The organism is Aquaticitalea lipolytica (genome assembly GCF_014641635.1).
In the GTDB taxonomy this organism is placed as follows: Bacteria; Bacteroidota; Bacteroidia; order Flavobacteriales; family Flavobacteriaceae; genus Aquaticitalea; species Aquaticitalea lipolytica.
The window spans coordinates 19,960-33,791 of record NZ_BMIC01000002.1 but is presented as its reverse complement, the minus strand read 5'-3'; the positions used below and the strand labels follow the sequence as shown (position 1 = coordinate 33,791).

At 35.0% G+C, this 13,832-nt stretch carries 4 protein-coding genes; 2 read left to right on the top strand and 2 right to left on the bottom strand.

All coding sequences use genetic code 11. The features are described from left to right. Positions 1 to 44 precede the first annotated feature (44 nt). Positions 45 to 404, top strand: a complete 360-nt coding sequence (locus tag IEW41_RS07025) for a hypothetical protein (protein WP_188605635.1) — start codon at positions 45 to 47, stop codon at positions 402 to 404. 111 nt (positions 405 to 515) lie between these two features. Here IEW41_RS07025 and IEW41_RS07020 read toward each other — a convergent pair whose 3' ends face one another. Then, positions 516 to 10,376: an HYR-like domain-containing protein gene (locus IEW41_RS07020; protein ID WP_188605634.1), complete on the bottom strand. Its 9,861-nt coding sequence runs from the start codon at positions 10,374 to 10,376 to the stop codon at positions 516 to 518. A gap of 383 nt (positions 10,377 to 10,759) precedes the next feature. After that, entirely contained in the window at positions 10,760 to 12,271 is a 1,512-nt protein-coding gene (gene hutH, locus IEW41_RS07015; RefSeq protein WP_188605633.1) for a histidine ammonia-lyase, read from the bottom strand. Between the two features lie 126 nt (positions 12,272 to 12,397). On the opposite strand from hutH, the gene IEW41_RS07010 reads away from it, so the two are divergent. Continuing rightward, positions 12,398 to 13,774, top strand: a complete 1,377-nt coding sequence (locus tag IEW41_RS07010; protein ID WP_188605632.1) for a TlpA family protein disulfide reductase — start codon at positions 12,398 to 12,400, stop codon at positions 13,772 to 13,774. Positions 13,775 to 13,832 lie beyond the last annotated feature (58 nt).

Here is a 13,832-nt window from a genome sequence, read left to right as displayed (position 1 = left end):
AATACAAATTTTATACTAATTTCGCAGGCTTATTTAACCCCGAAATGAGAATAGAATTAGATTTTTGCACTTTAGATTTTTTTGATGGCTATGTTATTAGCTACATAAATGAAGGAGAAATTGTAACTTTTGATAAAAGCAGTATTATTACAAAAACTGCTGTAGAATTTTATGGGTCTTCTAAATTTGTATATATAACTAATCGTGTTAATTCTTACTCAGTAGATCCTTCTGTATATTTTGACATTTCTAAAATAAAAACTTTAGTTGGTTTTGCAATAGTTTCTAAAGATTATACCGCAAAAAGCAATGCTGAAATTGAAAAACTCTTTTTAAATAAACCTTTAGAAGTATTTGATGTTATAGAAGATGCTATAGCTTGGGCAAAATCAGTTTTAGATTAATCATTATAATTTTTTATCACAGATAATTTAGTTATAAAACAAACTTAAAAAGTTAAATAAAAAAAGGCTGCTATTTTCATAGCAGCCTTTTCATTTTTAAAGGTTATACAATTAGTGTCTTCTATTAGGTGAAGAAGAAACTATTTTCTTAGTAACAGTACCTTGACTGGTAGTTAACTTAACATAGAACATTTGATTAGCAGTTCTAGAAAGGTCAAATCTAGTTTTACCTTTAGATCCTGCTTTGTAATTATTGTTTTCTGCACTTAAGATTAATAATCCTTTAGTGTCATACAATTCAATAACTACGTTAGTTTCAAATTCAAATGTATAAGATATAAATACCTCATTGTCAAATGGTACAGGATAAGCTGTAAAGTCTAACTCAGCTTTTTCATCAGCCATTTTAGCTTCTGGCGCTGGAGCACCATTACAATTAACCGTTAGGTCAAATGCACCTTGACTTGAACTCCATCCAGTTACATAAATTTGGTATTCTTGTCCTGCCACAGTATTAAATGTAGAAGTTGAATGTAGACTTGAATGTTGACAAGCAGCATCGTCATTTCCTGTTACACATACATCTCCACAATCTGTAAAGACTCCTACTTTAGTATCATAATTTGTATTAGCACTACAAGTACTAACTGTTACAGGGTCTCCAGTACCAATTAATGTATACCATAATCCTTTAGAAGTGTTTAAAGAAGTATTACAACTAATGTTGTTTACTGCTCCTGTTGTTGTGTTACCACTTACAACATCACCACAACTAATTTCTGGATAATCATTAGGACAAGCACAATCTACTGATAATTCAAAAGTACCAGCGTTTGAACTCCAACCAGTTACGTAGATTCTATACTCTACTCCCTCTACTGAAGCAAATGTAGATGTAGAATGCAAGTATGAATGATTACAACCAACTGTTGAGCCAGCATCATCATTACCTGTTACACATACTTCGCCACAATCTGTAAAGACACCAAGTTTAGTATCGTAAGTAGTGTTTGCACTACAAGTACTAACTGTTATGTCGCCTCCAGTACCCATTATAGTATACCAAAGTCCTTTAGCAGTGTTTAATGAAGTATCACAACTAATGTTATTAACTTCTCCTGTAGTAGTATTTCCTGTAATAACATCACCACAGAATAATTCTACATCAACATCACCTGTACTCCAAGTATAGGTAACTGAACATTCCCCTACATTTCCGCAAGCATCTTCTTGAGTAAATGTTCTAACAAGAGTATGGTCTGTAACCTCGTTACAATCTTCACTTTGACCTGGAGTTGATGATAAGTCATCAGTATAAGTCAATGTCATTCCATCATCTATACAGTTGTCTGTAAAGTTTGCTTTATCAGCTAAACCATTAGGTAATCCTTCAGCATCAAGTTGTGGATTAAATCCGAAATCTTGATCTTCTGGACAGCTAAGCACTGGAGCTTCTGTATCACGTACAACATAAGTACATGTAAACAACTCTGGTGATTTATTACCACAAGCATCTGTAGCTTCAAAAGTTATAGATAAGTAGGCTTCACAAGCATCACTATTATCTACCATTTTGTCAACAACCGTTAAGATAATATCTTCAGTTGCAGTACAATTATCAGATACACAAGATCCTAATGGTTCTATCTGCGTTCCAGATACAGTCCAACTTGTTAATGGATCAATCACATCACCAATGTTTAATGATATATCTGCAGTTGCAGAGCATCCACTAATCAATAGCTCGTCAAATTGACATTCTAAGTTAAACTCAGGTCCAGAAGCATCGCCTCCGTTATAGTAAACTTTAACTTCATCAGCATAGTTACCACAACCATCCATAATTTGGTAAACATATAGTTTAATCCAGCTACAGTCATCACCATATACTTGAGGAGTTTTAGTAACTAGTACATCTCCACAGTTATCAGTATATAATGCTGCTATTTCAGCTTCAGTTGGTCCTGCTGGTGCTGCAGATAGACATAAGTCTAAACTGTTTTGACCCATTGGGATTGTTCCAACTAATGCTGGAGGTGTTGTATCTCCACCAGAATATGTAACTACTAAGTTAGGTGCATAGTTATTACAAGAATCTTTAATAGTGAAAGTATAAACAGCTTCCCATGCACAATCATTACCTGTAATATTGCTAGTACCTGTTACAATTACTGGTCCACCACAATTATCAGTATATAATAATGCAATATCCTCAGTTTTAGGAGCATTTGGAATTTCGTTATAACAAGCTTCCATACCTAATTGACCTTGAGGTACTACAGCTCCTTCTACTAATGTAGGAGCAGTTTTATCTGAACCATTATAGTAAATTTTCACTGGAGGTAGCATATTACCACACTCATCAGATATCTCGTATCTGTGTAATACTGCCCAACTACAATCGTTTCCTAATGGTGTTGAAACTTTAGTAACAACAACATTACCACAACCATCATCATACAATGCAGCCATTTCTTCTATTGTTGGACCTGCTGGCATATTTGCAAAACAAGCATTAACATTAGACTGACCTTGAGGAATTGTACCTACCAATACTGGTAACGTAGTATCTTCAATTGTAAATGTAGCTGTAACTTTAGAATGATTACCACAATCGTCTGTTGCTGTAAATTCAACTGTTGCTGAACCTGTTGCTCCACACTCATCTGATAAACTTACAAAGTTATTAGACCATGTAACATCAGAACAATCATCTGAAGCTGTAGCTCCACCATGATTATCTAACCATGCTTGTAATTGTGCAACATTACCTTCACCATCACACTCAACAGTCATATCTGACGCTGGAGTTATTTCTGGGTCAACAGTATCTTCTATTGTAAATGTAGCAGTCACTTTTGACTCGTTTCCACACTCATCAGTAGCAGTAAACTCTACTGTAGCAGCACCTGTAGCACCACATAAGTCTGATAATCCATCAAAGTTATTTGACCAAGTTACATCTCCACAAGTATCTGAAGCTGTAGCTCCACCATGATTATCTAACCATGCTTGTAATTGTGCAACATTACCTTCACCATCACACTCAACAGTCATATCTTCTGCTGGAGTAATTTCTGGATCTGTAGTATCTACTATTGTAAATGTAGCAGTAGTCTTAGACTCATTTCCACAAGCATCTGTTGCGGTAAACTCTACAGTTGCAGATCCTGTGTTACCACATCCATCTGATAAGCCTGTATAGTTATTTGACCAAGTCACATCTGAACAATCGTCTGAAGCTGTAGCTCCACCATTGTTTGCTAACCATTCTTCAACAGTCATTGCACCATTATTAGCAGGTGCTTCTAATGTTTGACCTGTATTAGCTGCTCCTGACGTATTTGCTAATGGTCCACTCCATGTAAAGTCTGCATAAGCATCACCACTACCAATTAATTGTAATGACTGACCAACAGGAGTATTACCTGGTTCAGAGATACCTATGTCAGTTGAGTTCATTCCATTTGCAGGTCCGTTAGTTGCTGCGAAACTTCCTTCATAACTTAAGAACTGAATTACAGAACTTCCACTTACTAATGCCACACCATCTGGTGCACCATTTTGAAGAGATGCTCCACTAGCTGTATAAATGTTATAACTTCCATTAGTACCTGCTAATGTTAAAGCAAGTGTACCATATGATTGTCCGTTACTTCCATTATAAAGTTCAACTGTTAACGCACTAGCATCATAATTAGCTACTACCTCAACAAATTCACCTGTGTCAGCACCATCATTATCATAATGGAACTCATTAATCCAAGCTTGAGGAGAAACCTGACCTTCGCCTTCACCAGCAGCACATTCTACAGTTACATCCATAGCATCAGTAATAGTTGGTGCTATAGTATCTTCTACTGTAAAAGTTGCAGTAGTTTTAGACTCGTTACCACAAGAATCAGTCGCTGTAAATTCTACAGTTAATGCTCCTGTTGCTCCACATAAGTCACTTAACTCACAAAGTCCATTTCCACCATTAACTCTCCATACATAATTGATATGGCTTGCTTCATAGCAATGATCTTGAACATAAGCAGATGCCGCTAATCCAACTCCTGGATCTGGGTCATTGTAACCTGGGTTACCTTCATCTAACTTATAATCTTGGCTATGTTGAGCACATGGACCTCCCCATGTAGATACCCAAGCTAAATTATTAATAGAATTTGGATCTGTTGACGTTACGTAATCTGATGCATTTCCTCCATATAGTAAAGCTGCTGCTTCTTGTGCAGAGTAAACTGGAGGATTAGTTGTCCAATTTGGACCACTGTTAGTAAGGAATGAACCAACATACTCTGGTTCACCTTGAGCTCCACCACAACTATAAGACCAAGTTACATCGCCACAAGTATCTGAAGCAGTTGCTCCACCATTGTTAGCTAACCAAGCCGCTAATTGCTCAGCATTACCTTCTCCATCACACTCTACTGTCATATCTGAAGCTTGAGTGATATCAGGATTAGTAGTATCTTCTATTGTAAATGTTGCAGATGTTTTAGACTCATTACCACAAGCATCTGTTACAGTAAACTCTACTGTTGCAGCTCCTGTAGCTCCGCATAAGTCTGATAGCGATTCGAAGTTATTTGACCAAGTCATTTCTGAACAGTTGTCTGTTGCAGAAGCTCCTCCGTTACTATCTAACCATGCTTGTAAAGCTTCAACATTTCCTTGACCATCACACTCTACAGTCATATCCATAGCCATAGGCTCAATAACTGGTGGTGTAGTATCTTGGAATCTTATTACTTGATTTGCAGTTGATGTGTTTCCACATGCATCTGTTGCAGTAAACTGACGTATAAAGCAATCTGTTAATGGGCATGGCAATGGATTATTAACTATTGATAAGTTAGAAATCACAACCGTACCATTTCCAAATTGATCGTCAACAGTATAAATACCTACTGCAAATGAATCACCTGGAGCTAAATCTATTGTAAAGCTTCCACTTCCAGTTGATCCTGATCCTAATAACGTTGTAGGTGCTCCGTTTACATAATAAACAAGATTATCCCATGACGCTGAATCAAAATCACTATTATAATCCCAATCAAAAGAAAGAGTTACATTTTTAACTACTGTTGCTCCTACTGTATAGTATCCATTTCCAGAACCTGTATCTGAACCTACAACAGTGAAACCGTTAGGTAAGTTAGAGAAGTCTACAGTACCATCACCTCCATTAGAATAAGCTTCCCATGGTGTGTTAGTATAGTAATCTGTGTATGAAACTGTTGTTTCGCCACATGTATCTCCTGCTTGTGCATTTTCATCTGGTGCAGTTTCATCACACTCTAACAACAAGTCTTCTGGAACATAAGTGAACTCAGGAGCTGTTGTATCTTCAATTGTGAAAGTAGCTGACGTTTTAGATTCATTACCACAGTCATCAGTAGCAGTAAATTCTACTGTTGCTGAACCTGTAGCCCCGCATAAATCTGATAAAGCATCAAAGTTATTAGACCAAACTACGTCAGAACAATCGTCTGAAGCAGTTGCTCCACCATTGTTAGCTAACCAAGCTTGTAAAGCTTCAGTATTACCTTGCCCATCACACTCAACAGTCATATCTTCAGCTGGAGTAATTTCAGGATTAGTTGTATCTTCTATAGTAAATGTAGCATTTGTTTTAGAAGTATTACCACAAGCATCAGTAGCTGTAAACTCTACAGTTACAGAGCCAGTAGCACCACATTCATCAGATAAAGAAACACAATCGCCTTGGTCTGCACCAACTGAATATTGTAAATTATCTAAACAACCGTAGTTATTTCCAAAATTTTGTACAACAAAATCTAAACTAGTAATTCCAGATTCTGCCAATACTATATGATTACCTGCATTACCATTACCATTATAAACATAAACTGATGATCCACCAGCATGGTTTACAGTTACTTCTAATTGAGTATTATCTGCAATATCAAATTCAACACCAGAAGCTGGTAAAGAGAATGATAATGTAGCATTAGAAGATGTTAATTGAGTATTCCAAGTAAGTGCATTTGGATTAGTTAATAGTGCACAGTTAAATGTACTAAAATCTAATACCTCCCATGAACCTGCAGTAAATGACACATAAGGTGAAGTGAAATAATTATTTACTGGTGTATTTTGATTAACAAAAAATTGCTCTGCAAATTGTCCATCAAAATTTTCTATAAATGTTTGAAGTGAACCTTCACCATTATTTCCAACACAATAATTATGAGACCATGTTACATCGCCACAAGTATCTGAAGCAGTTGCTCCACCATTGTTAGCTAACCAAGCCGATAATTGTTCAGCATTACCTTCTCCATCGCACTCAACCGTCATATCTGAAGCTGCCGTAACATCCGGATTAGTAGTGTCTTCTATTGTGAAAGTAGCAGTCGTTTTAGACTCGTTTCCGCAATCATCAGTAGCTGTAAACTCAACTGTTGCAGCACCTGTAGCTCCACATAAATCTGAAAGAGCTTCAAAATTATTTGACCAAGTTACATTCCCGCAAACATCTGAAGCAGTTGCTCCTCCATTGTTAGCTAACCAAGCCTGTAAAGCTGCTGTATTACCATCACCATCACACTCTACTGTCATATCTGAAGCAGGAGTTATGTCTGGGTTAGTAGTATCTTCTATTGTAAATGTTGCAGATGTTTTAGATGCGTTACCACAGTCATCAGAAGCAGTAAATACTACTAAAGCTGAACCAGTCATACCACATAAATCTGACAAACTATCAAAGTCATTAGACCAAGTAACATCAGAACAACCATCAGAAGCCAAAGCTCCACCATTGCTAGCTAACCAAGCCTCTAACTGTGCTACATTACCAGCACCATCACATTCTACAGTCATATCTTCAGCTGCATTATCTATAGACGGGTTAGTAGTATCTTCTATAGTAAAAGTAGCTGTTGTTTTAGATTCGTTACCACAATCGTCAGTAGCAGTAAATTCTACTGTTGCAGCACCAGTTGCTCCACATAAATCTGATAAACCATCAAAATTATTTGACCAAACTACATCTGAACAATCGTCTGAAGCTGTTGCTCCACCATTGTTAGTTAACCAAGCTTGTAAAGCTGCTGTATTACCTTCACCATCACATTCCACAGTCATATCTGAAGCAGGAGTAATAGTCGGGTCAGTAACATCTTGTATTGTAAATGTAGCTTCTGTTGAAGAACTTAATCCACAAGCATCAGTAACCGTAAATAATACTGTAGCTGAACCAGTTGCTCCACATAAATCTGATAAACCATCAAAATTATTTGACCAAGTTACTTCAGAGCATAAATCATAAGCCGTAGCTCCGCCATTAGAGTTTAACCATGCTTGTAATTCTTCAACATTACCTTCACCATCACAATCAACAGTCATATCTTGAGCCTCATTTGTAATTGGAGGACTATTAATATCTTGAATTGTGAACGTAGCAGTAGTTTTAGACTCATTACCACATTCATCTGTTGCAGTAAATTCTACTGTCGCAGCACCTGTAGCACCACATAAATCTGAAAGACCTTCAAAGTTATTAGACCATACAATATCAGAACAGTCATCAGAAGCAGTAGCTCCTCCATTATTTGCTAACCATGCATTTAATTGTTGTGTATTACCTTGACCATCACAATTAACAGTCATATCTGACGCCTCTGTGATAGTTGGATCTGTTGTATCTTCTACTGTAAAAGTTGCAGTAGTTTTAGAATGGTTACCACAAGAATCAGTCGCTGTAAATTCTACAGTTAATGCTCCTGTTGCTCCACATAAGTCACTTAACTCACAAAGTCCATTTCCACCATTAACTCTCCATACATAATTGATATGGCTTGCTTCATAGCAATGATCTTGAACATAAGCAGATGCCGCTAATCCAACTCCTGGATCTGGGTCATTGTAACCTGGGTTACCTTCATCTAACTTATAATCTTGGCTATGTTGAGCACATGGACCTCCCCATGTAGACACCCAAGCTAAATTATTAATAGAATTTGGATCTGTTGACGTTACGTAATCAGATGCATTTCCTCCATATAGTAAAGCTGCTGCTTCTTGTGCAGAGTAAACTGGAGGATTAGTTGTCCAATTTGGACCACTGTTAGTAAGGAATGAACCTACATACTCTGGTTCACCTTGAGCTCCACCACAACTATAAGACCAAGTTACATCGCCACAAGTATCTGAAGCAGTTGCTCCTCCATTGTTAGCTAACCAAGCCGCTAATTGTTCAGCATTACCTTCTCCATCACACTCTACTGTCATATTTGAAGCTTGAGTGATATCTGGATTAGTAGTGTCTTCTATTGTAAATGTAGCAGTAGTTTTTGAATCGTTTCCACAATCATCAGTAGCTGTAAACTCTACTGTTGCAGAGCCTGTAGCACCACATAAGTCTGATAGACTAGTAAAGTTATTTGACCAAGTTACATTTCCACAATTATCTGTAGCTGTAGCTCCACCATTGTTAGCTAACCAAGCCGATAATTGAGCAGCATTACCAGCACCATCACATTCAACAGTCATATCTGAACCAGGAGTAATTTCTGGAGCAGTATTATCTTCAACTGTAACAGTTAAGCTAGCATTGATTTCTCTTTCGCATTCATCCATAAAAGTATAGTAAACTTCAAAAGAACCACAACTTCCTTCAAATGGAGTGTAAGTTCCTTGAGCTTCACCATAAATTGCACATGCTCCACCTTCTACACCATTACTATAATATAATGTTGGTGCTTGAAAATTTGCAACAGCTCCACAATCGATTGTGAAATCTTGTGGAGTATCAAATTCAGCTGGAGGTGCTGGTAATACGGTAATAACTTGAGTTGCTGAAGTTGAATAACCGCAGTCATCTGTAGCTGTCCAAGTTCTAATTAAAGTACCTCCTGAACAAGCAATACCTAAATTACTATCGTCTTCTAATAAATCTATTTTTCCTAAATCTTCAGTACAGTTGTCTGTAGCTGTAACATCAGCAGGATCAGGAATTTCATCAATACAACTTACCGTTATGTCATCTGGAACACCAGCAAGAACTGGAGCTTCAGTATCACCACCTTGGTAAGTTATTTTTATTGGTGTAGCAAAATTACCACATTCGTCTTGAATTGTGTAATCATATATTGCCATCCATTTGCAATCGGTTCCTTTAGAATATTCTGTTTTAGTAACAGTAATTACACTGCTACAATTGTCTTCAAACAAAGCAGCAATTTCTTCTTCTGTTGGACCTTGAGCTTTATTAGCAAAACACGTGTTCATGTTAAGGTCACCAGTTGGAATTTCAGCATCCTTAACAAGCTCAGGAGCTTCAGTATCTCCTCCGCTATATTCTATTTTTGCATCTTCAGCTCTATTTCCACATTCATCATAAATCTCATAAGTGTAAATCACACTCCAATCACAGTTATCACCTGTTGGTTGTCCTGATTTAATAACAGTAACTGCTCCACCACAGTTATCTGCATAATATGCAGCTATTTCTGCTTCAGTTGGACCTGCTGGAATTTCATTAAAACATAAATTGAGATTACTTTGATCTTCAGGAAATCCATCAATCAAAGCTGGAGCAGTTCTATCTCCTCCATAATAAATAAGTTTTAAATCATTGATTTCAACACCATCACACTTAACAAAATAAGTATATGTTGCAGTCCAATCACAGTCATCTCCAGAAATATTTTCCTCTAGATCTACTGTTAAGGTACCTGCCTCACAATCATTTTGAAAAAGACCAGCAACCTCTTCTAATGTAAAAGGTGCAGGTGGGATGTCATTAAAACATCGGTTAAAGAACACTGTTCTTTCCGTTGATTGTCCAAGCATAGAGCCCATACTAAACAAGAAAAGAGCAATAAAAGCTAATGCCTTTATGCTTTTAAATTGCTTTGTAAGAGAATCAATGCTACAACACGATAAATTAGTCGCAGACTGCCAAAATTTGGCTCGTCCACCACTTCGGGTAAAATTGCTCATAAACATAACATTTGGTTTAAATTAAAATTATCTTAACATTTATTTGACAACTATATAAGTTGCCACATAAACATAAGCTGGTGTTATGTATGTGCAGGTTTGGGACCATAACAAATAGCCATAATACAATTAAAACATTGTGGGCAATTTGTTGCTTGAATATTAAATATTCAAAAAATAATAAATGTGCTAATAATCAATTGTTGTGCTATCAAACAATTTTTGGTAAGAAGCAAAATATATGGTAATCAGCCTTAAATTTTGCTTATATGATGTAAATAGAATTACACCTAATTAATTCAAAAATAGACTTTAATACAGTTAACACCAAATAATTTTAACTTTTTTTTATGTAAAATCCACTTAGGCTTTTTTTTTTGCTTTTAATCGAAAAGTATCTCGTTTTCAATGCTAAAATCATCGATAAAGTGTATTGAAGCGATAATTAAATTATGTAATATTTTATCTTCAGTTACGAATTTAACTTCTTGTCTATAAGCGTTTAAGAATGATTCTAACAATGGTGAAGATACTTTTGGCTTTCTAAAATGTAAGGCTTGAGAAGCGTTAAATAATTCAATTGCTAAAATTTTCTCTACATTATTAATAAGACTTAAAGCTTGGGTTGCGGCATTAGCTCCCATACTCACATGGTCTTCTTGCCCATTTGATGAAACAATAGAATCAATACTGGCTGGTGTTGCTAATTGTTTGTTTGCACTTACAATACTTGCAGCAGTATATTGAGGAATCATAAAACCTGAGTTTAAGCCTGGATTATCTACTAAAAAAGTTGGTAACCCTCGTAACCCTGAAACAAGTTGAAAAATTCTGCGTTCAGAAATATTACCAAGTTCAGCCATTGCTATTTTAAGATAATCTAATGCTAAAGCTAGTGGTTGTCCATGAAAATTTCCTCCAGATATAATTTTATCTTCTCCAATAAATATATTTGGGTTGTCTGTAACCGAATTAATTTCGGTTTTAAAAGTTTTATAAACAAATTCTAAGGTATCCTTTGTTGCTCCATGAACTTGTGGGATACATCTAAATGAATATGGATCTTGTACATGTTGCTTTGCTTGTTTAATAAGCTCACTACCTTCTAAAAACTCCCTGAATCTTTCAGCTGTTTTTAATTGCCCTTTATGAGAACGTACTAAATGTACTAATTCGTCAAATGGTTCTATTCTGCCATCAAAAGCATCTAATGAAATACTTCCTATTAAATCTGCAAAATATGAGAGTTTGTATGATTTTAAAATCAGAAAAACACCATAAGCACTCATAAATTGAGTGCCATTTAATAATGCTAAACCTTCTTTTGATTTCAACTGTAAAGGTTCCCACTTAAATTTCTCTAATATTACTTCTGAAGATACTACCTTGTTTTTATAAAATACTTCGCCTTTACCTAATAATGGTAATGATAAATGTGCTAAAGGCGCTAAATCTCCAGAAGCTCCTAATGATCCTTGTGTATAAACAACTGGTAAAATATCGTTATTATAAAAATCGATTAGTCTTAATACTGTTGATAATTGTACTCCGCTATGACCATAACTTAATGACTGCACTTTTAGCAGTAACATAAGTTTTACAATTTCATTGGGCACTGTATCTCCAATGCCACAAGCATGAGACATTACTAAATTTTCTTGAAGTTGAGTTAATTTGTCTTTAGATATTTTTACATTATATAATGATCCGAAACCAGTATTAATCCCATAAATGGGATCATCCTGACTTTGCATTTTTGCATCAAGATAATTTCTACAATTTGTTATCTTTTCAATTGAAGATTCAGATAATTGTAACTTTTTATTTTGAAAAATAATATCATTTATAGTTGTTAACTCAAGTATTTCAGATGATATATAATGGATATTTGACATTTTAAAAATTTAGTTTTTCAAAATTCAACATTACATATATATTATGCAACAAATGTTAATAATTAATAAAAATTGGAGCTTTGTACTGACAAACTGTTATTTTTGAGAAACAATTAAAATTTAACAATGAAACAATTATTAATACTTCTACTAGCAATATCAATTGTTGGATGTAAACAAGAACCAAAAGTAGATTATGCATTATTTTCTGGTAAAATAGAAAACGCTAACGCTGATAAATTGACTGTTAAAGGTTTTGAATTTGAAAAAGAAATTAGCATAAACAATGATGGTACTTTTGCTGATACTTTAAGATTTACAGAAGCAGGATTTTATTCCTTTAGTGTTGGACGAGAAAGCTCTAGTATATATCTGAAAAATGGTGATGCATTGAGTCTTACTTTAAATACTCTAATGTTTGATGAATCTGTTAAATATACTGGAGTTGGCTCGGTTGAAAATAATTACCTAGCTTCAAAATACATGAACAATGAAACAATGATGGGTGAAAGTCCAGTGTTTTATTCTTTAGATGAAGCTGCATTTAAAAACAAATTGGATGAAATATTTAACAGTAATAAAACTGCTTTAAATAATTTAAAAGATGCTGATGAGGATTTTATAACATCAGAATTAAAAAACTTAGAGTACGATACTTACATGTCATTAAATTCGTACGAGCAAGCTCATGCATATTACACAAAAAATGAAGCTTTTAAAGTATCTGATAGTTTTTTACCAGAAGCATTGAAAAATATGTCTTATGATGATGCAACTGCATATAAAAATTCTAGTTCTTACAAACAACTTGCATATAGTTATACTATGAATACCTTATTTGACAAGTTGGGTGATGACTATAACAATGCATCAGGAGAAGATTTAAAAAGTGTAAGTGAGATTAAAATACCTGCTCTTAAAAATGATGTTGTATCATATTTGGGAAAATTTATGGTATCTCCTGCAAATCCTAATATGAAAAGTATTTATGAATTTTTATCGGCTAATTCAACTGATGAAAAGTTTAAAACAGAATTAAGTACTACTTATAATAAAGGAAAAGCTTTAGTTAAAGGAATGCCTTCGCCACAGTTTACAAACTATGAAAACCATAAAGGTGGAGAAACTTCTCTGTCTGATTTAAAAGGGAAATATGTTTATGTAGATGTTTGGGCTACTTGGTGTGGACCTTGTAAGCGTGAAATCCCTTTCTTAAAAGAGATAGAAAAGCAATACCATGGCAAGAACATTGAGTTTGTAAGTACTTCTATTGATGTTGCAAATGACCATAGTACTTGGGTAGAAATGGTTAAAGAAATGCAATTAGGTGGTATACAACTTTTTGCTGATAATAATTGGAAATCTAAATTTGTAACTGATTATGGAATTGAAGGAATTCCAAGATTTATTTTGATTGATCCAAATGGTAATATCGTTAGTGCTGATGCACCAAGACCATCAGACCCAAAACTTGTTGAGCTATTTACTGAATTAAAAATATAATTTAGTTTCTGAAATTAAAAAAGCCACTTCTATTGAAGTGGCTTTTTTATTGTATTTA